Origin of the sequence: Flavobacterium sp. 38-13 (assembly GCF_001899155.1) — a bacterium.
GTDB classification, from domain to species: Bacteria; Bacteroidota; Bacteroidia; order Flavobacteriales; family Flavobacteriaceae; genus Flavobacterium; species Flavobacterium lindanitolerans.
Genome location: NZ_MKVG01000007.1, coordinates 522,885 through 544,220, shown reverse-complemented (window position 1 = coordinate 544,220; position 21,336 = coordinate 522,885). Strand labels below are relative to the sequence as shown.

The window sequence follows — 21,336 nt, the reverse complement described above, 5'->3', positions numbered from 1 at the left end:
GAGACTTTTTCATTGTGTTTATTATTTTTAATACTCATCCTCGTTCCAAAGATAATCTTCGTCAGTTGGATAGTCAGGCCATATCTCTTCCATTGATTCGTAGATTTCACCTTCGTCTTCTATGGACTGAAGGTTTTCCACTACTTCTAAGGGTGCTCCAGCTCTAATAGCATAGTCGATAAGTTCGTCTTTGGTTGCAGGCCACGGCGCATCACTTAAATAGGATGCCAATTCTAATGTCCAATACATCTGATATCGATTTAATAGTTTTATGCAAAAATAATTTTTTTACTGAAATAGTCAAGTAAAATTGTATTTATTTTAAAAAAGTCAAGAACGTTTTTTCTGGCTTCCAGACCGGATTATGCGGTTTCGGATTTTTATCCTGTTTTTTAACCGCTATTGCCTTCTGACGTTTCGATTCAGCTCGTTTGGATTACTGCTTTTCAGGAATCCATTTTACCTCATCGGCCTTAAGGTCGTAGGACAACTTTCGTGCCAGTACAAAAAGGTAGTCAGAAAGTCGGTTTAAGTACTTAATAACAAGTTCATCTGTAGGTTCCTGCTCGTTTAAATGGACTGAAAGTCGTTCTGCACGACGGCAAACACAGCGTGCAATGTGACAATATGACACGGTTGTATGTCCGCCAGGCAGCACAAAGTGCGTCATGGGTGGCAGAGCGCTTTCCATGTCATCAATTTCATTTTCAAGCAATTCAATATCTGTCTCGGTTATTTTTGGAATATTTAACCTTGGTTTTCCGTTTTTTAGAATTTCTTTTTCAGGCGGTGTAGCCAAAATGGCACCAACAGTAAATAATCTGTCCTGAATCCGAATTAAAATATCTTTATAGTGGCTGTTTATTTCCTGATCACGTATCAGTCCGATGTAGGAATTAAGCTCATCGACAGTTCCATAACTTTCGATTCGGATATGGTGTTTAGGAACCCTGTCGCCACCAAAAAGGGCTGTAGTGCCCTTATCTCCGGTTTTTGTATATACTTTCATTGTTTTGCAATTTTTTAAATTTCTGTAAAGCACAGTCCAATAACCTGAACTGCAAATCATACTGCAGAAAAGTTATTTGTTTGGTTTGTCACTTTCTACAATGCCGTCGCGAAGTCGTATGATTCTGTGAGCATAGGCGGCAATATCTTCTTCGTGAGTAACCAGAATTACTGTGTTTCCATTGGCATGGATTTCATTGAAAAGATTCATGATTTCTACAGAAGTCTTACTGTCAAGATTTCCTGTCGGTTCATCCGCTAAGATAATAGATGGTCTGTTGACTAAGGCTCTTGCCACAGCAACACGCTGTCTTTGCCCTCCTGAAAGCTGATTCGGTTCATGGTCCATCCTGTCTTTTAATCCTACCTGATTTAAGACTTCTTCAGCCCTTGCAGAACGTTCCGATTTGGAGTATCCGGCATAAATCATAGGTAAGGCCACATTATTAAGAGCAGTTGTTCGGGGCAGAAGGTTGAACGTTTGGAAAACAAACCCTATTTCCTTGTTACGGATTTCCGCCAGATTGTCATCACTCATCTGGCTTACATCTTTTCCGTTCAAAATATATTGCCCTGATGTTGGCGTATCAAGACAGCCCAGAATATTCATTAGAGTAGATTTTCCGGAACCGGAAGGTCCCATTAACGCAACATATTCTCCTTTATTGATGTTAAGGTCAATTCCTTTTAAAACATGGATGATTTCATTTCCAAGTACAAAGTCTCTTTTTATATTGGTTATCTTAATTAATGACATAGCTTTAATTTGAGCCCTAAAAGTAATGAATTTTTGCAAAAGCGAATTCATTTTAAGATTTTAAGACGAAATTAATAATCTCGATCATTTATATTAAATTAATCATAATATTTTAACTAAAAATGCGTAAATAATTTTTTATAACTAAATTTATGTAACCAATTTTTAATTAAAACCACCAATTATGAAAAGGATTAATCTATTTTTAGGAAGTGCAATTATTGCAGTTGCTTTTGCCTCATGTAAAAGCGAAAATGAAAAGCAGGCTGAAAAAACAGTAGATGCTTATGAGAAATATGTAGACTCTGTAACCAATGTTGCTGTTGCTGATGCAAAAGCAAACTGGCAATCGATAGAGGTTTCTTATAACCAGAAAACAGCCGATGCGGAAGCTGCACTTGCAGAGATGAAAGACAAGGCAAATGCTGAAGCCAGACTTGAAAAGTCAAAAGCAAAATATGCCGGTTTAAAATCAAAATTAGAGGCTGAAGCCCAAGCCGAAAAAGAAGCCCAGGCCGCAAATCCTGCCAACCGAAAACAGTTGTTGAGAGATGCTTATTTTGGAGCGGGAAAAATAGGCGAAGACATGGATTTTTCATGGGTAAACAAGGACAATATCTTGAGGGTATATAATGATTTTTACAATGAGTTTGATAAAAATAAGGATACATATTCAAGAGAAGATTTCGATGAAATAAAGGCAATGTATGAGGCTTTGGATGCTCATAAGAATAAGGTTGAAAAAGAAGGACTTTCTTCTAAAGACAATTTGAAAATTGCCGAGTTGAAATTCAAATTTGCTCCAAAATTCAAATGGGAAAGAATGGGGGCGAAAGCAGAAGAAAACCAAAAGGCAAAAGAATAAATTACATTTAGATTGGTTTGAGTTAGGTATGGCTGTTCTAAACGAACAGCCATTTTTATTTGTGATAGGTTTAACTGACGATTAACAGGTTGAAAATTAAATATTTGGTAAATTTATATAATGTCTAACCAATAAATAATAGAAACCATGCCCAACAAAAGCCCAGGTCCGCAAATTAAAGATAAGGACCAATATGAAGCATTGCGTGACAAAGGTTATAGTAAAGAAAAGTCCGCCCGGATTGCAAACAGCAAAGGAGCCGAAAAAAGAGGAGGCCATGCTAAAAAATATGAAGACCAGACAAAAAAGGAAATTTATGCCGAAGCTAAAAAAGTAGGAATCGAAGGCCGTTCAAAAATGACCAAAGGCGAACTGATTAAGGCGTTACGAACGAATTAAGGCAATAAGCCCCATAATTTACGGAAGCCCAGCACGCTGTTCAGGAAAAAAGAATTTGAGGTACGAAGTATGAAATGTTCTTTCTCCTGTTCTCTTCTAAAAAAAACAAGACCCCATTGGAATGTGTCAATTGTGACAGTAACCTTTGGGTGTTTTTTTATGATTTCCCAGGCTTCTTCCATATCTGCCGACCAATGAATGTCATCAAAAATCCAGACAGTTTCGTTATGCGCAGTTGATAATAGGGAATCAAAATACTGCAATGTGGCTTTTTTGGAATGGTTCCCGTCAAAATAAATGAGGTCATAGGTACCTGACTTTTCGTTTTGCAAATACGATTCAAATTTGCTGACAACAGAATCAATGTCCAAATCAAATTTATCAAATTGCTGTCGGGCAATTTTTGCGGTTTCAGAACATCCTTCTAAGCTTGTGATTTTTGCTTTCGGGTTTCCTAAAGCCAAAGCAGAAGTGGCCAGACCTAGCGAGGTGCCTATTTCCAAAATAGTTTTTGGCTCGAAATAGTTTACAATTCGAAACAAAAGTCGGGCATCTTTTCCGGAGATACCTGCGTTTTGACCTATCTTGTTTATTGCCCGTATGTTGGATTTGAAAACCCTTGAACCGGCTCCGAAATCGGTAACTTCAATCGTGTTTTTGTTTTGCAGTAACGATTCGCGATACTTTTTTAAAAAAGTATATTCTGTATATTCATTTTTATCATAAAAGCATTTACGGAGCAAATCAAACACAAACGGTGAATGAACACCGTGAGAATTGTTTGAATTCCATAGAAATTTCAGATATGATTTCAGAAGATGCATGTTGTTTTAATTATTCTTCCATCTTGGCAGAAAGTTCAAACCAACGTTCTTCTTTCGCTTCGATTTTTAGAATGATGCCCTGAAGCTCATTGGCTTTTTTCTCAATATCGGCATCGGCAACCTTTCCATCAGAAAATAGCTGTTCGATTTTTGCTTTCTCAATTTCCAGATCCTTGATTTCGCGTTCAATTTTCTGATATTCTTTCTGCTCATTAAAAGAAAGACCGGAAGAAACATTTTGCTGTTTCCAATTGTTTTTTTCTTTAACGGTTTCTTCTTTAACGGGCTCAACGCTATCTTCATAAGCACGGAAATCAGAATAGTTGCCCGGGAAATTTTCAATAACGCCTTCGCCGCGGAAAACAAACAAATGGTCTACGATTTTATCCATAAAATAACGGTCGTGCGAAACAACCAGCAAACAACCCGGATAATCCAGAAGGAAACTTTCGAGTACGTTTAAAGTCACGATATCCAAATCATTGGTTGGCTCATCCAGAATTAAAAAGTTCGGATTCTGAATCAATACTGTACAAAGGTAAAGTCGTTTCAGTTCGCCACCACTCAATTTTTCTACATAGTCGTATTGTTTTTTATTGTCAAAAAGGAAACGTTCGAGCAATTGTGAGGCCGAAATAATCTTGCCTTTTGTTAACGGAATATATTCACCAAATTCCTTGATAACATCGATTACACGCTGGCCGGGCTTAGGGTTAATCCCGCTTTGTGTGTAATATCCTATCTTAATGGTATCTCCTACGACTACTTTTCCGGAATCTAAAGGAATAGTTCCGGTCAGTACATTCAGGAAAGATGATTTGCCTGTTCCATTTTTACCAATAATCCCGATTCGTTCACCACGTTGGAAGTCAAAGCTGAAATTGTCCAGAATAATTTTGTCTCCAAAATGTTTTGTGACCTTATGGAGCTCAATAATCTTGCTTCCCATTCGTTCCATGTTGATTTCAAGTTCAACCTGGTTTTCCTTACGGCGACTTTCGGCCTTTTGTTTGATAACATAAAAGTCATCCTGACGCGATTTGGATTTGGTGGTTCGGGCTTTGGGCTGCCTGCGCATCCATTCCAATTCTTTTTTGAAAAGGTTTTGCGCCTTGTCTATACTTGAGTTTTCTGAAGCAATCCGCTCTTCTTTCTTTGCCAGATAATAAGAATAATTGCCTTTATATTGGTATAGCTTTCCATTGTCAAGCTCTATGATTTCGTTGCATACGCGTTCCAGGAAAAAACGGTCGTGCGTCACCATAAATAAGGTAATGTTTTCTTTGGCAAAATAACTTTCCAGCCATTCAATCATTTCCAGGTCCAAATGGTTGGTGGGTTCGTCCAGAATCAGCAGGTCGGGACGGTTAATAAGTACAATTGCCAGTGAAAGACGCTTTTTTTGTCCTCCGGAAAGATTTTTAACTTTCAGCTTAAAGTTTTCCAGTTTTAGCTTAAACAATATCTGCTTGAACTGTGTCTCGAAATCCCATGCATTGAATTGGTCCATGCGGTCAAAGGCTTTTTGGTAAGCTTCTTCATCTTCAGGATTCTCTAACGCTTTTTCATATTGGTGAATTACGTCCAAAACTTCATTGTCAGATGCGAAAATACTTTCTTCAATGGTCAGTTCGTCCTGAAGATTGTGGTCTTGTGACAGGAAAGCCATCTTGATGTCTTTTCGCATAATGACCTGTCCGGTATCCGGCTCGTCGTCTCCATTGATAATTCTCATGATGGATGTCTTGCCTGTACCGTTTTTGGCGATAAAAGCAATTTTTTGGTCCTTATTGATTCCAAATGAAATGTCCTTGAAGAGTGTGCGCTCTCCAAAAGATTTTGAGATATTTTCGACTGATAAGTAATTCACGGTAGAAATTTTTTGCAAAAGTAACTTTTTAAAACCAAAATAGAAGCGAAATTAATTTTCAAGCAAAGACGTAAAGAGAAAACAATTCGAAGTAAACTTTAGGGATTAATCTGTTTAATCATTTTAATCTGTGCCTAAAAAAAACGAAAGCTATGAATCGAAGAAAAACATATCTCCAAATTTGATACATTTATAAAGCAATGGGAAAACAGGAAACTATGGATATAGTAAACGAAATCGACAATTCTTATCTGAAACAGCCGGAGCCTTTTCGAAGCTGTCTGTTAGCTCTGAAAGATATTATACTTTCACAGGATACTGATATTACCAGTGTGTTGAAATATGGCATGCCTTTCTTTTGTTATAAAGGAAAAATGCTTTGCTATTTGTGGATACATAAAAAACAAAAGCAGCCTTATATTGGTTTTATGGAAGGGAGATATTTGGATTATCCGGAACTGGTTGTCGAAAATCGTTCGCGGATTAAAATATTGCTATTCGAGCCCGATCAAGACCTGCCGGTTGAAAAGATTGAAAACATTTTGAAAGGAGCATTGGATTTATATAAATCGGGGAAAATAGCGTTAAAGAAGTAGTTAGGCTATTTAAGGTTGGAAAAACTTTTGTTATATTCGTGAAACCTAAATATTTGGAAATGAAAAAAATATGGTTTTTGCTTTTTGTTTCGTTAAGCATGCAGGCTCAGAAAGGTTATCCCACTCCCAAAATAACAGACAATCATTTATTTTATATTCAGCATAGCAAAAACCACAATACGTTTGTTTATGAGGCTAATTTTGATGACAGCAAGTTTGATGATACTGAACCCATAAAAATCCACAGAGTAGCCTACACCAAAGGTGGCGTAAAAGAAGAACTTACCAAGATACAGCGAAAATTGGCTTATGGAGTAGATGTTCGGAAGCTCAAAGAAAATCATTATGAATTCACTTTGGTTTCCTATCCGGACAAGAAGCTTTATTTGGAGTTGGACCCAAAAGACAAACCGCAGGTAAAGACAGTCGTAAATGGTAAAAAGATGATACTGGTCAGGATGTATCTTTCCATGGAAGAATCAAAGAGCATAAAGCCAAAGGTTGAATATATTGATTTCTATGGTATCGACCCGGAAACCAAAAAAGAAATAAAAGAACGTTTTTTTATGAAATAAAAAGGGTGGTTAACAGCCTTTGGGAGTATCTTTCCATTGGAGCAATCTAAAAAACTGCTTATATTTGCTCAATGCAGTTATCCGTTATCATCCTTAACTACAATGTCCGTTATTTTCTTGAACAATGCCTGTTGAGCGTTCGTGAAGCCATTCGCGGACTCGATGCGGAAATTATTGTGGTAGATAATAATTCTCAGGACGATAGTTGCCGGATGGTAAAAGAGCGTTTTCCGGATGTAATCTTAATTGAGAATAAGGAAAATGTCGGTTTCCCTAAAGGAAATAATATTGGCGTAGAAAAAGCCAAAGGGAAATATGTATGTATTCTGAATCCCGACACAGTTGTTGCGGAAGATACGTTTACTAAAATTTTGGCTTTTGCCCAAAGTCAGGCGAATTTAGGAATAATAGGATGCAGGCTGATTGACGGAACGGGTAATTTTTTGCCGGAATCCAAAAGAAGCATCCCAACTCCCTGGATTTCTTTTACGAAAATATTCGGGTTGTATAAACTGGCACCAACTTCCAATTGGCTCGGACGTTATTATGCAGGTCATTTGCAAGAGAACCAGACAGGCAAAACAGATGTTTTGGTAGGCGCTTTTATGGTTTTGGAAAGAGCGCTTTATAATGAAGTTGACGGATTTGATGAGAGGTATTTTATGTATGGAGAAGACATTGATTTTTCCTATACCGTGCTTAAGAATGGAAGATCGAATTATTATTTTCCTGAAACCAGCATCATCCATTACAAAGGAGAAAGTACGGTAAAAGACGGAACTTATATGAAGCGATTCCAACAGGGAATGGAATTGTTTTATGAAAAGAATCTTAAAGCTTCGCCATTTTTTTCGTTGTTTATGAAATTGGGGACGCTTTTCTTTTCATTTATAAAGACGTTTCAGGGAAAGCCAAAACAAAAATCCAGGCCGGAAAGCTATATTTTTATTTCAGACAATTCTGCGGTCAAGGAAAAATTACAGAATAAGCTCAAAAAAAATATACAAATCCAGAAATTTGAAAACCAAAAAGCAGTATTTTCGCAAACGTTTTCGGGTCTGGGTCCGGTAGAAATGATTTTAGATGCTGATTATCTCACGTTTAAAGAATGCATTTCGATTATGGAAATGTATAAAAACAAAAATCTGACATTTAAAATTCTGCCCAAAAGTTCCAACTTTATTATTGGAAGTAACAGCAATAATGAGCGGGGAGAGTTTATCCTGTTTTAAAGAGTATAACAGGAAATTCCGGAGCTGTAGAATGTAAAAAGATGTGTTTAAAAAAAGTCTTGTAAAATTATATAATTCATGGCATAACCTGAAAATTATCACTAATTTTGCAAGCAGAAAATAAAAATTCACCATTAGGTTAACAATATGGCAAAATTTGAATTGAAACTTCCAAAAATGGGAGAAAGCGTTGCAGAAGCAACAATTACCAACTGGCTAAAAAAAGTAGGCGACCCAATCGAAGCTGACGAAGCGGTATTGGAAATTGCTACCGATAAAGTAGATTCAGAAGTGCCTTCTGAAGTCTCTGGAGTTTTGTCTGAAATTCTTTTTAACGTTGATGATGTTGTAAAAGTTGGTCAGACAATTGCTTATATTGAAGTTTCTGGAGGTGTTGCAGTAGAAGCACCAAAAGAAGAAGCCCCGGCGTCAGTAGCTGAAATTGAAAAAACAGTAGAAACTGCACAGCAAACCGTTGCTGCTCCGCAAGACTTTTCAGGTTCAGATAAATTCTTTTCTCCATTGGTGAAAAATATTGCCAAAGAAGAAGGAGTGACGGTTGCCGAGTTAGAATCAATTCAAGGCTCCGGAAAAGATGGAAGAGTAACCAAAGATGATATATTAGGCTATGTTGCCAATAGAAAAGAACCAAAAGCAATAAGTCAGCAAGTTCCGGCCCAGGCTCCTGTTGCCCAGGTGTCAAGCCCGGCTCCAAAAGCAACAGCGGCAGTTCCTGTTTCTGTAAATGGGGGTGATGAAATCGTGGAAATGGACAGAATGCGAAAGCTGATTTCCGGCTATATGGTAGCATCTGTACAGACTTCGGCTCACGTACAGTCGTTCATTGAAGTAGATGTAACCAACATCGTAAAATGGAGAGACAAAGTGAAAAATGCGTTCGAGAAGAGAGAAGGCGAAAAGCTGACTTTCACGCCAATTTTCATGGAAGCTGTTGCGAAAGCATTAAAAGATTTCCCTGGAATGAACATTTCTGTTGATGGGGAATTTATTATCAAGAGAAAAAATATCAATCTGGGTATGGCGGCAGCCCTGCCAAATGGAAACTTAATTGTTCCGGTAATCAAGAATGCAGACCAGCTAAACCTTGTTGGTATGGCAAAAGCAGTTAATGATTTAGGAAACAGAGCCAAAGCAGGCAAGTTGAAACCGGACGATACACAAGGCGGAACGTATACAGTAACTAACGTGGGTACTTTTGGTAGCGTTTTTGGAACGCCAATCATCAACCAGCCACAAGTGGGTATCCTGGCTTTGGGTGCTATCCGTAAAGTGCCGGCGGTAATTGAAACTCCTGAAGGTGATTTCATTGGAATCCGTCAAAAAATGTTCCTTTCTCACAGTTATGACCACCGTGTTGTTGACGGTGCTTTGGGAGGAAGCTTTGTAAAGCGTGTAGCAGATTATTTGGAAGCTTTTGATGTCAATAGAGATTTTTAATTGACTCATTTATATATAAAGAAACCTCTCGTTTGAGAGGTTTTTTTATGAAATAAAACCGGACCGATTCAAGGAGGTAATAAAAACCGCTATCTTTGCAGTCCATATAAAAATAAAAAGATGGAGCTTAAACTGACGAAACCAATCTGTTTTTTTGACCTCGAAACCACAGGAATCGATATCTGTAAAGACAGGATTGTAGAAATATCAATATTTAAAGTTTATCCTAACGGAAATAAAGAAAGCAGAACATGGCTGGTAAATCCGGAAATGCCAATTCCGCCACAAACAACAGCCGTTCATGGAATCACAAATGAAAAGGTAGCCAATGAGCCAGTCTTTAAAGAATTGGCAGCCACAATTCACAATATGATAAAAGATTCTGATTTGGCCGGATTTAACTCTGACCGGTTTGATATTCCTCTATTGGCAGAAGAAATGTTGAGAGCCGGGCTGGATTTTGATATGAAAAATCGCGTAGCTGTTGATATCCAGACTATTTTCCATAAAAAAGAAGAAAGAACTTTAAGTGCGGCTTATAAATTTTATTGTGGACTAAGTCTAGAAAATGCTCACTCTGCAGAAGCGGATACTCTTGCTACTTATGAAATCCTAAAGGCACAATTGGAGCGCTATGAAGACCTGCCAAAAGATATGAAGTCTCTTTCGGAATATACTACCAGAAAAAAATCGGTTGATTTTGCGGGATTCATTGCTCTGGATAAGGATAATGAAGAGATTTTTACGTTTGGAAAACACAAAGGTGCCAAAGTTGAAAAAGTTCTTGAGGCTGAACCCGGTTATTTCGGTTGGATACAAAATGCTGACTTCCCGTTATATACTAAAAAAGTACTGACAGCAATCAAGCTAAGGAAACTGAATAATAAATTGAACTAACATTTAAATGCCGAAAACAATATAGGACTTATGAAAATAATCTGTGTTGGAAGAAATTACGCCAAGCATATAGAAGAATTACAAAATGAAAGACCTGCGGAGCCGGTGATTTTTCTTAAACCGGATACCGCTATATTGCCAAAAAACTTTCCTTTTTTTATACCGGAATTTAGCAGTGATATCCATCATGAAGTCGAAATTCTTGTGAGAATAAATAGAGTTGGAAAATATATTGAGCCTAAATTTGCTCATAAATATTATGACGAAATTGGATTAGGGATTGATTTTACGGCTCGTGATGTTCAGTCTGCGCTTAAAGAAAAAGGGCTTCCCTGGGAAAAAGCAAAGGCATTTGATGGTTCGGCCGTGATTGGAGAATTTTTGCCAAAATCTCAATTCAATTCACTAGAAAATCTTACATTTGAATTGACCAATAACGGAAAACCAGCCCAAACCGGAAATACAAATCAGATGCTTTGGAAAATTGACGAATTGATTTCCTATGTTTCACAATACTTTACATTAAAAATAGGGGATATCATATTTACAGGTACTCCGGAAGGAGTCGCAAAAGTCAATCCGGACGATATTCTTGAAGGATATTTAGATGGGCATAAATTATTTAGAATACAGGTAAAATAATGGCGATACACTATAATCTGGCAAAAGTCTACGAGATTTCAGATAACGACAGCGAATTCGTTCAGGATATCATAAATCTTTTTGTGACTGAAGTTCCGGCCGACCTGAAAAATGTAAAAAAAGGAATAAAAGAAAAAGACTATAAGCTGGCCTACGGATTTGCCCATAAGATTAAACCTACTCTGGACTTGTTGGGGATGACCGTAGCTTTTGAAGAAATTCTTCTTGTGGAAGACTGGACAAAACGTGAAGGGAAGAAAAAAGAAATCAAGGATACTTATAAAAGTATTGCTGACAAAGTCGAAAAAGCAGTAAGGGAAATCAAGAAAGACTTTAACTTGTAATTCTGGCTGTAAGCTTCAAAAATCAAAATCCGTGAAAGCAACCGTAGTAACTATAGGAGATGAAATCCTTATTGGGCAAATCATCGATACCAATTCTGCTTTTATTGCAAAATCATTAGACAAAATAGGAATTGACATTCACGAAGTCATTTCTATCAGTGATAGCAGGGAACATATACTGGAAACGCTTAAGCGTCTTCAGAATCAGGTGGATTTGGTTATCCTGACCGGAGGTTTGGGGCCAACCAAAGACGATGTCACTAAAAAAACACTGTGCGAGTATTTTGAAGACCAATTAATTGTGGACGAAAAAGTTCTTGCTCATGTAACGGAACTGATAGAAGGTTTTTATAAACGTCCTATTTCACAGATGAATAAAGACCAGGCTCTTGTTCCGTCAAAAGCCGAAGTATTATTTAATAAGGTAGGGACAGCACCCGGAATGTGGCTTAAAAAAGAAAATACTGTTTTTGTTTCTTTGCCGGGAGTACCTTATGAGATGCAACATCTTATAGAAAATGGTGTAGTGCCAAAGGTAATCGAAGAATACAAGCGACCATTCATCATCCATAAAACAATCCTTACTTACGGACAAGGGGAAAGTCTTGTTGCCGAAAGGATTGAAAATTGGGAAAACAACCTTCCTGAATTTATAAAGCTTGCCTATTTGCCAAGTCCGGGAAGGGTGAGATTAAGAATGTCTGCGCGTGGAACAAATGAGCAGCTGCTACAAAAAGCGATAGAGGAAAATGTTGATTCGTTATCAAAAATCATTGGAGACATTATTGTAGGGTATGATGAGAATGAAACCTTAGAAGTGATTCTGGGCAGACTGCTGACTAAAAATAAAATGACAATCTCTACCGCTGAAAGTTGCACCGGTGGGAAAATTGCGCAATTGATGACTTCAATCCCGGGTTCATCGTCTTATTTCAAAGGAAGTATTGTGAGCTATGCTACAGAAGTCAAAGCAGAAGTACTCAAAGTCCCTCAAGTGCTTATTGATACCTATTCAGTCGTAAGCCGTGAAGTGGCAATCGAGATGGCATTAGGTGTTCAGAAACTGCTCAAAACAGATTATGCTATTGCTACTACCGGAAATGCAGGTCCTGAAAAAGGGGATTCTCCGGCAGAATTGGGTACTGTTTTTATTGCTCTTGCAACCCCTTATCCGGCTCCGGATAATATAATTTGTGAAGAATTTAATTTTGGTCAACCTAGGGAAAAAGTCATTGACAGAGCTGTAAATAAGGCTTTTGGTATGCTTCAAAATGAAATTTTGAAAATCAGATAAGATTATCTCATTTTTTTGGCATCGTTTTTGGTCTTTTCTTGGAAATTTATATTTTCGCCCGCAAATAATTTTTTAATCCCCCTTTTTTAACATATTAAAAAAATTAATTATTTTTTATGAGAAAACTTTACTTTGCTATTGCTGCAACTTTAACCACAGCATTTGCTTTCGCCCAGGCTCCAACAGGAAATTTGACCATTTTTTCAGAAGACGGAGATCGCTTCTTTCTGGTATTAAACGGAGAGTTGCAAAATGACATCCCCCAAACAAACATTCGTGTAGAAGAGTTGAACCAGCCGTATTATAATGCCAAAATACTTTTTGAAGATAAATCGCTTGTTGAAATAACAAAAAAGAATCTAGCGATTGCTGATATAGACGGAGAATATATGGATGTTACCTATAAGATAAAGAGAGATAAAAACAACAAGAACAAGCTGAAACTTAATTTTTTCTCTGAAATTCCGGTAGACCGCCAATATAGGGCTCCACAAAATGTTCATGTAGTGCATTATGGCGCTCCACAGCCTGTGAGTACGGTATCACAAACTACAACCACAACCACTGTTGGTAATACCGGAATGGGAGTGGGAGTAAATGTTGGGGGAGTAGGTGTGAATATCAATATAAAAGAGCCAAATGGCATTTATACAGAAACAACCACTACAACAGTAACGCATGGTCAGCCGCAGGTTAATTATGCCCCACCGCTAAAAGGATGCAACAATAAATATCCGATGGGTTCAACTGACTTTAATAGTGCCCTGACATCTGTAAAGAAACAAGGTTTTGACGAAACCAAGCTAAAAGTGGCTAAACAGATTGTTTCTGCAAATTGCTTGGATGTAAATCAAATAAAACAAATCGCTAATACGATCAGTTTTGAAGAAAACAAATTAGATTTTGTTAAGTTTGCCTATGATTATTGTACAGAAAAGAAAAATTATTTCAGACTGAATGATATATTTTCGTTCAGTACAAACGTAGATGATCTAACAGAATACATCCGAAATAAATAAAATCTATAATTTGAAATACAGGATTTTTGCCTTTTGCAGGCTGTATATGGAATCGAAAAAGATTTTAAAAAAAAGAAGTAGAATGTTTTGTAAATACAGTTTCTTTTTTGTTTCTTTGCACCCTGATTTTGAATAACGATAAAAGATAAGCATAATGTCAAGAGTTTGTGACCTTACAGGTAAAAGAGCGATGGTTGGAAATAATGTTTCCCACGCGATGAACAAGACTAAGAGAAAATTTTCTGTAAACTTAGTTAAGAAACGTTTTTATCTTCCTGAAGAAGATAGATGGATTACTCTTAGAGTAGCTGCATCTACAATAAAAACTATTAACAAAAACGGAATTGCTGCAGTTTTGAAAGAAGCTAAAGCTAACGGATTTATTAAATAATAATCCTTCCTCTAAATATATAGCAAGATGGCAAAGAAAGGTAATAGAATCCAGGTAATTTTAGAATGTACAGAGCACAAAACTAGTGGTCAGCCAGGTACATCAAGATACATAACAACAAAGAACAAAAAGAATACTCCGGACAGATTAGAGATTAAAAAATTCAATCCAATCCTGAAGAGAGTAACTGTTCATAAAGAAATTAAATAATTATTAGTCATGGCAAAGAAAACCGTAGCAACGTTACAGACAGCTTCTAAGAGATTAACAAAAGCTATCAAAATGGTAAAATCTCCTAAAACTGGTGCATACACTTTTGTTGAAAGCGTTATGGCTCCTGAATTAGTTGATGATTTTTTGAAAAAGAAATAATCGTTTAGACATTATATAGAAAAGCTACTTTCATTCGGAAGTAGCTTTTTTATTTTTATATTTGTTCAAAATTTAAAGAAAGTATGCCGTTGGGTTATTTTCTTGAATTTTTGGACCGTTAGGAAAACTTTATCTAATAATCCGAAAAAAATCTAACCGAATCACAAAATGAGTTTTTTTAAAAAAATATTTTCATCAGAAAAAAAAGAAAGCCTCGACAAAGGGCTAGAAAAAACAAAAACATCTTTCTTTTCAAAGCTTACTAAAGCCGTAGCCGGTAAATCAAAAGTAGACGATGAGGTTTTGGACAATCTGGAAGAAGTTCTGGTTTCATCGGATGTTGGCGTAAATACAACCTTGAAAATCATCGAACGTATCGAAGAACGTGTTGCTAATGACAAATACCTGGGTACGGATGAACTAAACCAGATTCTTCGTGAAGAAATTGCAGGGCTATTGTCTGAAACCAATTCAGGAGAAGCTACTGAATTTGAAGTACCTAAAGACAAAAAACCATATGTTTTGATGGTAGTTGGCGTAAATGGAGTAGGAAAAACAACAACCATTGGAAAATTGGCTTACCAATTCAACAAAGTAGGATATAAGGTGGTTCTTGGTGCGGCAGATACCTTTAGGGCAGCAGCAATAGATCAATTGCAAATCTGGGCAGACAGGGTTGGTGTTCCAATCGTAAAACAACAAATGGGAAGCGACCCGGCTTCCGTAGCATTTGACACTTTACAGTCGGCAGTAGCCCAAAATGCCGATGTTGTCATTATAGATACCGCAGGACGTCTGCACAATAAGGTGAATTTGATGAACGAATTGACTAAAGTAAAACGAGTTATGCAGAAAGTAGTAGCCGATGCTCCCCACGATGTACTTTTAGTACTAGACGGCTCTACCGGGCAAAATGCTTTTGAGCAGGCCAAACAGTTTACGGCGGCAACAGAGGTTTCTGCCCTGGCAGTAACTAAATTAGACGGAACTGCAAAAGGCGGTGTTGTCATCGGAATTTCCGACCAGTTCCAGATTCCTGTAAAATACATAGGGGTTGGAGAAGGTATAGAAGACTTGCAGGTATTTAACAAAATAGAATTTGTAGATTCTTTTTTTAAATAAATTCCTACATTTCATTTTTTTAACAACTTAACAAACTTAACATGAAATTAAACCATTATTTGGCTTTTTTAAGCCTGATTGTACCTTTTTGTGTTTCTGCACAAGATAAGAACGGATATCTGATTGATAGAAATAATCACAGAACGGAGGTTCTTTTTAAAGATGTAGATTTTACTGATAATGCTGCCATTAGGTATAGAGTGTCGGAAAATGAGGCTTACCAAGCAGTAGATATAAACGACATAATAGAATATGGCATTGGTGATAATTTCAAATTTGTTAAAAGAACCGTTAAGCATGATAAATTATTTACTGAAACTGCTACAGTGAAAGAGCCAATCTTAGAAAAAGAAACACTGTTTCTAAATGTAATCGAAGAAGGTGATATAAATCTATATGCTTATTTTGATAAAGGAAGAATGAAATTCTTTTATGAAATTAAAGACTCAAGTGGAGGAGCGGTACAATTTATTTACAGGAAATATTCGTCTGATAATCGTTATGTAAGAGAAAATAATTATTTTAGAAATCAATTAAATGACATATTAAAATGTGAATCCTTACAGGTAAGTGATTTTATCAATTTAAAATATAAAAAAGAAGACTTTTTAAAAATTTTCAAGCAATATAATTCTTGTAAAAGAAATGAGCCTTCCAAAATTTATGATAATAAAACAAATAAAAAGCTTAAACTTAAATATAGTGCCATAGCCGGAATTTATCAAAACGATTTTTCAGTAGAATTTTATAAAGGAGAAACGGAGAAGATATCTAAAACTACTTTTGGATTAGGAGGTGAAGTGGCTTTGGTTTTTCCTTCAGAAACTGTAGAGGTTTTTATAGGAATGGAATATAATAGTAGCTTTTCAGGGGAGTCTAAATTTGGGAAAATTTCAGGACCTTATGACTTAGGGCATAATTTTAAATTTGAATCAGCTTTTTTAAATGTAAATATTGGAGCCAGATATAATTTTATACTGAACAATAAGAATAAAATTTTTATTGATGGAGCAGTATTAATAAGTAATCCGCTTGATGATATTGAATATACTATCAGCTATCCAGAAGCATCTGGTGTGGAAAATAAAACTTATGCATATCCGTCCCAAACCAATACTTCTTTAAGTTTTGGTATAGGCTATACTTTTAATAATAAAATAAGTGCTTGTTTAAGGGTGGATACAAATAAGGATGTATTTAAATCAGGTGCGCCTGTAGAAGCCAAATCAAATTTTTCAAGAGCTGGTTTAAATCTTAAATACACATTTAATTAATAAAATTTTATAATGGCCTTTTCGATACATAATGTAAAACCGCTTCATCTGTATGTTTTATTTGTACTCATGATTTTCATTTCAACTTTTTTTGAAGGTAAAGTACAAATAGTGTATTATGTATTTGTCATTTTGGGTTGGGCTTCATTTTTTATGGCTGCTCGAAATTTTATAAAGCAAAGAAAAGGTAAGGCAAGAAAAGTCACTGCCAAAAAGAAATAAAAATAAATGCGCTAATTAATCAGCGCATTTATTTTTTCCCATAAAACTTCATCAAAATCAGATAAAGCTAAATTGACATTGTCTGCTGCTTCGCCCATTCGTACAATTACCATCTTTCGGCTGGGAATTACATAAATTTTCTGGTCATTTTTACCCAGCGCCATAAACATATCATTCGGACCTTCCAGAATTATGCTTCCCGGAAACTGTATTTGTGTTTGTGGTAAATGATAACTTGACTTTCCGTTTAGCCACCATAAATAACCATATCCCAAATTAATGTTTTGAGACGTATTTGTCGCAGCAGTACAATAACTTTCATTTACTATTACTTCATTATTCCATTTTCCTTTATTGAGCATAAGGAGGCCAAAACGGGCCATGCTTCGGGTAGTGCTCCAATAAACGCTATTGTTTCCCGATTGAATCCAGGCGCCATTCATTCCTATTTTGTTCCTTAGTTTTGTGTTGAAATAATTACTGTAGGTCGTTGAAACGGCAGAAGCTACAACATCTTGTAATTTAACATAAACGTTATGATAAGCCCAACGTGTTCCTGCATCTGCCTTATAGGTAAGACAATCAGGTTCCACGCAATCCCCATTGTCAATGTCTTCAAGCCCGGAGGTCATAGTAAGCAGATGTTTGTTTGTAATCAGGTTTTCTTTCGTAACGGGAAGGCTTGTCCATCCCTGGCCCAGATAATCTGAAACCCTACCATTACTATTCAGATGGCCTTCCTGTTCTGCAATTCCAACCATGGTTGCCGTTAATGTTTTGCCAGCACTTGCCCAATACCAATTGGATGTGACAGAATGGCCATTAAAATAATTTTCCATGACTATCTTGCCGTCGACCAAAATAATAAAGCCTTTAGTGTGCTTTTCTTCCAAATAGGAAAGGAGCGGAGTAACTGCATTTTCATTCCATCCTAATGAACTCAATGATTTTGTCTCCCACAAAGCGCTTTCTTCCAAAGGAGGAAAGTAGATTGTAGATTCCGGAGGATTAGAACTAGAACTGTCACTTTCAGAACTACAGCTAATTAAAGCTAAAATAAAGAGCAAAGAATAACCTATTTTTTTCATAAGGACAGGATTTATTATATATAGACTTTAAAAATACCAAATAGTTTAAAGCCGGAAACTTTTTTATCATAGCAAATAGTGGTAATTTTATTTTTTAAAATAATGAAATGAAAAAAGGAGTTTTATTGCTGTTTGCCGCAGTAGTTACCATAGCTTGCAACCAGAACGTATCAAAAGAGGATGCCAAAAAATTAAATGGCTATTGGGAAATTGAAAAGGTAATTTTGGCTGACGGTTCAGAAAAAGATTATAAAATCAATACAACCTATGACTTTTTTGAAATCGGGAACAATTACAAAGGGTTCCGTAAAAAAGTGAGTCCACAATTGGATGGAAAATTTTTGACAGATGATACTTCCGAAGCGGTTGAAATTGTAGAAAAAAACGGTAAGGTGTATTTAGATTATAAAACTGACTATGCAAAATGGGAAGAAGAATTGAAGTCAGTTTCTGAAAACCAGATGACGATTGTCAACCCACAAAAAATAGAATACCAATATAAAAGAGCAACCCCAATAAACCTGCTAGATGGCAAAGAGGCTAAATAATGAAAATTCAGTAGGCGATGTCCTGAAACACATCATAGAAGCAAACAAATTGCAACCCGGAATTGACCGTATTGCCGTAAAAGAAGCATGGATTTCTCTAATGGGAAATGGTGTGAACAGTTATACTAAAGATGTGGTTTTAAGAAACAATACGCTGTATGTCGAACTTACTTCAGCTGTATTGCGTCAGGAATTAAGCTATGGAAAAGAAAAAATCATAAAGATGATAAACGAGGAATTCCGTCGCGATATCGTTAAAGAGATTGTTTTTAGATAGGTTTTGTAAATTAAAAACATAAAAAAAATCCGTTTCAATTGGAAACGGATTTTTTTATTTATTGTATTTTGATTAAAACTGCTCTCTTCCTGAAAAGTGGAAAGCACCTTCAATAGCAGCGTTTTCATCGCTATCAGAACCGTGAACCGCATTCTCTCCGATTGATTTAGCATATTTCTTACGGATAGTTCCTTCAGCAGCATCTGCAGGATTCGTAGCACCAATAAGTGTTCTGAAATCTTCAACAGCATTTTCTTTTTCTAAAATTGCCGCTACAATCGGACCTCTTGTCATGAACTCAACCAATTCTCCAAAGAAAGGTCTTGCACTGTGAACTGCATAAAATTGCTGAGCATCAGCTACAGTCAATTGAGTCAATTTCAAAGAAACAATTTTAAAACCACCTTCAGTAATCATGTTCAAAATTCCACCGATGTGTCCGTTTTCAACCGCATCTGGCTTAATCATTGTGAATGTTCTATTCGTTGCCATTATATTTTTTGTTTAGATTTGGCGCAAAAGTAGTGTTTTTGACAGAAAACGAAAAACAATCGCAAGAATTAGCGACAGAAAATTTTGTATTCGGGTTATATGATACCCAACTAAAGAATGACGATTTTGAATTCCTGTTCCAGAGGATGTAATTCTGCGAATAATTTATCTAAAAGAACATCGCCATAACCTAAATAGAATTCAGAAAAATTTACAATTCTTTCCTGTAAGCTCTGGTTTGGGAATAATTCATTTTGTAAATCTGAAATCCGTTCCAATTCTTCCTGGTGTTTTTTCTTTTCTGCTTTTAGCAGGCGTTTTTCCAAATTTTCCAAGCCTTTCATCTGTTTGACTTCCTGAGCTTTAACTGCTCCTGTAAATGATTTGTCTGTTTGCTCGGCTATTTTGTTGAGATCGTCGAATTGCTGTCTTAAAAATGCCTTCTGTGCAGTAAAGTCAATTGAAAATTCCGAAAAAGTCTTCACTTTGAGATTCATTAATTCTTGCTGTTTTGAGAATAAGTCTTTCCAGGACAGGTTAAGCTTATCGGCTTTTTTGACTTGTTTTTCTGTAGCCAATAAAACAGAATTTCTTAGGAGTAGTATAGGAAAAGTAACATTTGCTGCTTCAAAGTATGATTTCAATTCCAGCCAATAAGCTAATTCACCGCCTCCTCCAATATAGCAAAGATTAGGAAGAATGACTTCCTGATACAAAGGACGCATGATAACGTTAGGGCTGAATTTTTCAGGATGGTTTTTCAGCAATTCTAGGATTTCTGCTTCTGTAAACTTTAATTCGGTATTGTTCACATAATAGAAACCGTTTTGCAGAATAATGCGTTCACGGAAATCATCTTCAATATAAAAGAGGTTGATTTCACGCGGATTGACCTGTATGTTGTAATTTTTTAGTTTTTCAGATGTTTCCAGAACCTTTTTATGAGCTGTCTGGTTTAAGAGTTCTTCTTTAACATAAGGAGCAAAATGCTTTTTGAGCTCTTTAGAATCGGCATCCAGAATGACCAATCCGGTTTTTCCGAATAATTCATTGGCTAAAAATCGGGTTGCATCTGCAAGATTATTGTGGCGGACATACGATTCTTCGAATAGTTTTTTTAAATATTCTGCATTTTTTCCGATGCCCAATTCCAATGAAAAAACTTCAAAAACTTCTTCAAGTCCTTTAGTTGAAAGCCGTCCAACAGGTCCACCGCTTTCCGTGTTCCAACGCACTTTTTTTCCATGGAGGTTGAAATAATTGATTTCTTCAAAGTCATGGTCTTCGGTAGCCATCCAATAAACCGGTACAAAATTGTATTCGGGATATTTTAATTTTAATTGTTTGGTAAGATTGATAGTAGAAACAATCTTATACAAAAAATATAATGGTCCGGTAAAAAGATTGAGCTGGTGTCCGGTCGTTACCGTAAATGTTTTTGGGTTTTCCAAAGCCAGAATGTTCCATTTTGTCAGGTCGGAAACAGAGAGTCCGGAATATTGTTTTTCCAAAACAGAAACTAAAGTTTTACGCTTTTCAATATCCGAATTGAAATTTTTCTCCTTTTCAAGAAGCTGTTTCTCAAAATTTTCTAAAGAAGGAAACCGATGATAAAGCGACTGTAGGTCTGATTTTTGATTTAAATAATCGTTGATTAAAGAAGTGAAGTAACCAGATTCTTGATAGCTGATACAGTCGGTTGGCATAGTTGGAATTTTTTTGTAAAAATAAATAAAATTACTGCATAAGTGATTAGTTTAACAAAGGCTT

Annotated in this window: 26 protein-coding genes; 18 read left to right on the top strand and 8 right to left on the bottom strand. The window is 36.3% G+C overall.

Annotation, left to right across the window (positions count from 1 at the left end; all coding sequences use genetic code 11):
* Nucleotides 1–27 precede the first annotated feature (27 nt).
* The 3 genes from BGO88_RS05520 to BGO88_RS05510 form a co-directional block, all read right to left on the bottom strand.
* Nucleotides 28–249 (bottom strand): DUF2795 domain-containing protein, encoded by a 222-nt coding sequence (locus BGO88_RS05520; protein WP_022828503.1) that lies wholly within the window; start codon nucleotides 247–249, stop codon nucleotides 28–30.
* 187 nt (nucleotides 250–436) lie between these two features.
* Complete coding sequence (locus BGO88_RS05515; RefSeq protein ID WP_056071393.1) at nucleotides 437–1,009, bottom strand: cob(I)yrinic acid a,c-diamide adenosyltransferase; 573 nt, start codon at nucleotides 1,007–1,009, stop codon at nucleotides 437–439.
* 72 nt (nucleotides 1,010–1,081) lie between these two features.
* A complete protein-coding gene (locus BGO88_RS05510; RefSeq protein WP_056069853.1) occupies nucleotides 1,082–1,765 on the bottom strand; it encodes an ABC transporter ATP-binding protein in 684 nt (227 codons plus the stop codon).
* Nucleotides 1,766–1,949: 184 nt separating this feature from the next.
* Here BGO88_RS05510 and BGO88_RS05505 point away from each other — a divergent pair, with 184 nt between their 5' ends.
* Both BGO88_RS05505 and BGO88_RS05500 read left to right on the top strand, forming a co-directional pair.
* Nucleotides 1,950–2,630, top strand: a complete 681-nt coding sequence (locus tag BGO88_RS05505) for a hypothetical protein (protein WP_286706219.1) — start codon at nucleotides 1,950–1,952, stop codon at nucleotides 2,628–2,630.
* Between the two features lie 147 nt (nucleotides 2,631–2,777).
* Nucleotides 2,778–3,029, top strand: a complete 252-nt coding sequence (locus BGO88_RS05500; RefSeq protein WP_286706218.1) for a DUF7218 family protein — start codon at nucleotides 2,778–2,780, stop codon at nucleotides 3,027–3,029.
* Here the strand turns inward: BGO88_RS05500 and BGO88_RS05495 are convergent.
* Together BGO88_RS05495 and BGO88_RS05490 are read right to left on the bottom strand one after the other, a co-directional pair.
* Nucleotides 3,026–3,853 (bottom strand): O-methyltransferase, encoded by an 828-nt coding sequence (locus BGO88_RS05495; protein ID WP_286706217.1) that lies wholly within the window; start codon nucleotides 3,851–3,853, stop codon nucleotides 3,026–3,028. The genes BGO88_RS05500 and BGO88_RS05495 overlap by 4 nt on opposite strands.
* Nucleotides 3,854–3,863: 10 nt before the next feature.
* Nucleotides 3,864–5,723 carry an ABC-F family ATP-binding cassette domain-containing protein gene (locus BGO88_RS05490; RefSeq protein WP_056069866.1) on the bottom strand — a complete coding sequence of 620 codons (1,860 nt, stop codon included), beginning with the start codon at nucleotides 5,721–5,723 and terminating at the stop codon, nucleotides 3,864–3,866.
* 218 nt (nucleotides 5,724–5,941) lie between these two features.
* Between BGO88_RS05490 and BGO88_RS05485 the strand changes: the two genes are divergently transcribed.
* From BGO88_RS05485 to BGO88_RS05420, 14 genes are all read left to right on the top strand, one after another.
* Nucleotides 5,942–6,319 carry a DUF1801 domain-containing protein gene (locus BGO88_RS05485; protein WP_056071396.1) on the top strand — a complete coding sequence of 126 codons (378 nt, stop codon included), beginning with the start codon at nucleotides 5,942–5,944 and terminating at the stop codon, nucleotides 6,317–6,319.
* A 59-nt stretch (nucleotides 6,320–6,378) separates the two neighbouring features.
* Complete coding sequence (locus tag BGO88_RS05480; protein WP_286706216.1) at nucleotides 6,379–6,894, top strand: DUF4833 domain-containing protein; 516 nt, start codon at nucleotides 6,379–6,381, stop codon at nucleotides 6,892–6,894.
* 71 nt (nucleotides 6,895–6,965) lie between these two features.
* Complete coding sequence (locus BGO88_RS05475) at nucleotides 6,966–8,126, top strand: glycosyltransferase family 2 protein (RefSeq protein ID WP_286706215.1); 1,161 nt, start codon at nucleotides 6,966–6,968, stop codon at nucleotides 8,124–8,126.
* A gap of 147 nt (nucleotides 8,127–8,273) precedes the next feature.
* On the top strand, nucleotides 8,274–9,584 hold the full coding sequence (locus BGO88_RS05470; protein ID WP_286706214.1) for a dihydrolipoamide acetyltransferase family protein: 1,311 nt from the start codon (nucleotides 8,274–8,276) through the stop codon (nucleotides 9,582–9,584).
* Nucleotides 9,585–9,704: 120 nt separating this feature from the next.
* The gene (locus BGO88_RS05465; RefSeq protein ID WP_056069881.1) at nucleotides 9,705–10,481 is read left to right on the top strand and encodes a 3'-5' exonuclease; all 777 of its coding nucleotides are present in this window, start codon (nucleotides 9,705–9,707) and stop codon (nucleotides 10,479–10,481) included.
* A 30-nt stretch (nucleotides 10,482–10,511) separates the two neighbouring features.
* Nucleotides 10,512–11,123: a fumarylacetoacetate hydrolase family protein gene (locus BGO88_RS05460; protein ID WP_286706213.1), complete on the top strand. Its 612-nt coding sequence runs from the start codon at nucleotides 10,512–10,514 to the stop codon at nucleotides 11,121–11,123.
* Nucleotides 11,123–11,467 carry an Hpt domain-containing protein gene (locus tag BGO88_RS05455; RefSeq protein ID WP_286706212.1) on the top strand — a complete coding sequence of 115 codons (345 nt, stop codon included), beginning with the start codon at nucleotides 11,123–11,125 and terminating at the stop codon, nucleotides 11,465–11,467. The genes BGO88_RS05460 and BGO88_RS05455 overlap by 1 nt, the downstream gene beginning before the upstream one ends.
* Before the next feature lie 31 nt (nucleotides 11,468–11,498).
* Nucleotides 11,499–12,761 carry a CinA family nicotinamide mononucleotide deamidase-related protein gene (locus tag BGO88_RS05450; protein ID WP_286706211.1) on the top strand — a complete coding sequence of 421 codons (1,263 nt, stop codon included), beginning with the start codon at nucleotides 11,499–11,501 and terminating at the stop codon, nucleotides 12,759–12,761.
* 116 nt (nucleotides 12,762–12,877) lie between these two features.
* The gene (locus tag BGO88_RS05445) at nucleotides 12,878–13,780 is read left to right on the top strand and encodes a proline and serine-rich protein 1 family protein (RefSeq protein ID WP_286706210.1); all 903 of its coding nucleotides are present in this window, start codon (nucleotides 12,878–12,880) and stop codon (nucleotides 13,778–13,780) included.
* Between the two features lie 154 nt (nucleotides 13,781–13,934).
* A complete protein-coding gene (gene rpmB, locus BGO88_RS05440) occupies nucleotides 13,935–14,171 on the top strand; it encodes a 50S ribosomal protein L28 (RefSeq protein ID WP_056069897.1) in 237 nt (78 codons plus the stop codon).
* A gap of 27 nt (nucleotides 14,172–14,198) precedes the next feature.
* Nucleotides 14,199–14,381 carry a 50S ribosomal protein L33 gene (gene rpmG, locus BGO88_RS05435; RefSeq protein ID WP_056069900.1) on the top strand — a complete coding sequence of 61 codons (183 nt, stop codon included), beginning with the start codon at nucleotides 14,199–14,201 and terminating at the stop codon, nucleotides 14,379–14,381.
* A gap of 9 nt (nucleotides 14,382–14,390) precedes the next feature.
* Nucleotides 14,391–14,543, top strand: a complete 153-nt coding sequence (locus tag BGO88_RS05430; protein WP_008238127.1) for a DUF4295 domain-containing protein — start codon at nucleotides 14,391–14,393, stop codon at nucleotides 14,541–14,543.
* A 168-nt stretch (nucleotides 14,544–14,711) separates the two neighbouring features.
* Entirely contained in the window at nucleotides 14,712–15,665 is a 954-nt protein-coding gene (gene ftsY, locus BGO88_RS05425; RefSeq protein ID WP_286706209.1) for a signal recognition particle-docking protein FtsY, read from the top strand.
* 41 nt (nucleotides 15,666–15,706) lie between these two features.
* Nucleotides 15,707–16,939 carry a hypothetical protein gene (locus tag BGO88_RS05420; protein ID WP_286706208.1) on the top strand — a complete coding sequence of 411 codons (1,233 nt, stop codon included), beginning with the start codon at nucleotides 15,707–15,709 and terminating at the stop codon, nucleotides 16,937–16,939.
* Nucleotides 16,940–17,172: 233 nt separating this feature from the next.
* Here the strand turns inward: BGO88_RS05420 and BGO88_RS05415 are convergent, their stop codons facing one another.
* Nucleotides 17,173–18,249 (bottom strand): serine hydrolase domain-containing protein, encoded by a 1,077-nt coding sequence (locus tag BGO88_RS05415; protein WP_286706207.1) that lies wholly within the window; start codon nucleotides 18,247–18,249, stop codon nucleotides 17,173–17,175.
* Nucleotides 18,250–18,356: 107 nt separating this feature from the next.
* On the opposite strand from BGO88_RS05415, the gene BGO88_RS05410 reads away from it, so the two are divergent.
* The gene (locus BGO88_RS05410; RefSeq protein ID WP_056069915.1) at nucleotides 18,357–18,797 is read left to right on the top strand and encodes a hypothetical protein; all 441 of its coding nucleotides are present in this window, start codon (nucleotides 18,357–18,359) and stop codon (nucleotides 18,795–18,797) included.
* Nucleotides 18,778–19,074, top strand: coding sequence for a DciA family protein (locus tag BGO88_RS05405; protein ID WP_056069918.1), 297 nt, complete (start codon nucleotides 18,778–18,780; stop codon nucleotides 19,072–19,074). The genes BGO88_RS05410 and BGO88_RS05405 overlap by 20 nt, the downstream gene beginning before the upstream one ends.
* A 72-nt stretch (nucleotides 19,075–19,146) precedes the next feature.
* Here BGO88_RS05405 and BGO88_RS05400 read toward each other — a convergent pair whose 3' ends face one another.
* Both BGO88_RS05400 and bshC read right to left on the bottom strand, forming a co-directional pair.
* On the bottom strand, nucleotides 19,147–19,566 hold the full coding sequence (locus tag BGO88_RS05400; RefSeq protein WP_056069921.1) for a nucleoside-diphosphate kinase: 420 nt from the start codon (nucleotides 19,564–19,566) through the stop codon (nucleotides 19,147–19,149).
* A gap of 110 nt (nucleotides 19,567–19,676) precedes the next feature.
* The gene (gene bshC / locus BGO88_RS05395; protein ID WP_286706206.1) at nucleotides 19,677–21,272 is read right to left on the bottom strand and encodes a bacillithiol biosynthesis cysteine-adding enzyme BshC; all 1,596 of its coding nucleotides are present in this window, start codon (nucleotides 21,270–21,272) and stop codon (nucleotides 19,677–19,679) included.
* Nucleotides 21,273–21,336 lie beyond the last annotated feature (64 nt).

Bases quoted from the DNA above. Each gene is read 5' to 3' on its own strand.
- BGO88_RS05515 (WP_056071393.1), bottom strand. From the start codon at position 1,009: ATGAAAGTATATACAAAAACCGGAGATAAGGGCACTACAGCCCTTTTT.
- BGO88_RS05430 (WP_008238127.1), top strand. From the start codon at position 14,391: ATGGCAAAGAAAACCGTAGCAACGTTACAGACAGCTTCTAAGAGATTA.
- BGO88_RS05495 (WP_286706217.1), bottom strand. From the start codon at position 3,853: ATGCATCTTCTGAAATCATATCTGAAATTTCTATGGAATTCAAACAAT.
- BGO88_RS05485 (WP_056071396.1), top strand. From the start codon at position 5,942: ATGGATATAGTAAACGAAATCGACAATTCTTATCTGAAACAGCCGGAG.
- bshC (WP_286706206.1), bottom strand. From the start codon at position 21,272: ATGCCAACCGACTGTATCAGCTATCAAGAATCTGGTTACTTCACTTCT.
- BGO88_RS05475 (WP_286706215.1), top strand. From the start codon at position 6,966: ATGCAGTTATCCGTTATCATCCTTAACTACAATGTCCGTTATTTTCTT.
- BGO88_RS05400 (WP_056069921.1), bottom strand. From the start codon at position 19,566: ATGGCAACGAATAGAACATTCACAATGATTAAGCCAGATGCGGTTGAA.
- BGO88_RS05405 (WP_056069918.1), top strand. From the start codon at position 18,778: ATGGCAAAGAGGCTAAATAATGAAAATTCAGTAGGCGATGTCCTGAAA.
- BGO88_RS05465 (WP_056069881.1), top strand. From the start codon at position 9,705: ATGGAGCTTAAACTGACGAAACCAATCTGTTTTTTTGACCTCGAAACC.
- BGO88_RS05470 (WP_286706214.1), top strand. From the start codon at position 8,274: ATGGCAAAATTTGAATTGAAACTTCCAAAAATGGGAGAAAGCGTTGCA.
- ftsY (WP_286706209.1), top strand. From the start codon at position 14,712: ATGAGTTTTTTTAAAAAAATATTTTCATCAGAAAAAAAAGAAAGCCTC.
- BGO88_RS05415 (WP_286706207.1), bottom strand. From the start codon at position 18,249: ATGAAAAAAATAGGTTATTCTTTGCTCTTTATTTTAGCTTTAATTAGC.
- BGO88_RS05505 (WP_286706219.1), top strand. From the start codon at position 1,950: ATGAAAAGGATTAATCTATTTTTAGGAAGTGCAATTATTGCAGTTGCT.
- BGO88_RS05500 (WP_286706218.1), top strand. From the start codon at position 2,778: ATGCCCAACAAAAGCCCAGGTCCGCAAATTAAAGATAAGGACCAATAT.
- BGO88_RS05460 (WP_286706213.1), top strand. From the start codon at position 10,512: ATGAAAATAATCTGTGTTGGAAGAAATTACGCCAAGCATATAGAAGAA.
- BGO88_RS05480 (WP_286706216.1), top strand. From the start codon at position 6,379: ATGAAAAAAATATGGTTTTTGCTTTTTGTTTCGTTAAGCATGCAGGCT.
- rpmB (WP_056069897.1), top strand. From the start codon at position 13,935: ATGTCAAGAGTTTGTGACCTTACAGGTAAAAGAGCGATGGTTGGAAAT.
- BGO88_RS05410 (WP_056069915.1), top strand. From the start codon at position 18,357: ATGAAAAAAGGAGTTTTATTGCTGTTTGCCGCAGTAGTTACCATAGCT.
- BGO88_RS05510 (WP_056069853.1), bottom strand. From the start codon at position 1,765: ATGTCATTAATTAAGATAACCAATATAAAAAGAGACTTTGTACTTGGA.
- rpmG (WP_056069900.1), top strand. From the start codon at position 14,199: ATGGCAAAGAAAGGTAATAGAATCCAGGTAATTTTAGAATGTACAGAG.
- BGO88_RS05420 (WP_286706208.1), top strand. From the start codon at position 15,707: ATGAAATTAAACCATTATTTGGCTTTTTTAAGCCTGATTGTACCTTTT.
- BGO88_RS05445 (WP_286706210.1), top strand. From the start codon at position 12,878: ATGAGAAAACTTTACTTTGCTATTGCTGCAACTTTAACCACAGCATTT.
- BGO88_RS05455 (WP_286706212.1), top strand. From the start codon at position 11,123: ATGGCGATACACTATAATCTGGCAAAAGTCTACGAGATTTCAGATAAC.
- BGO88_RS05520 (WP_022828503.1), bottom strand. From the start codon at position 249: ATGTATTGGACATTAGAATTGGCATCCTATTTAAGTGATGCGCCGTGG.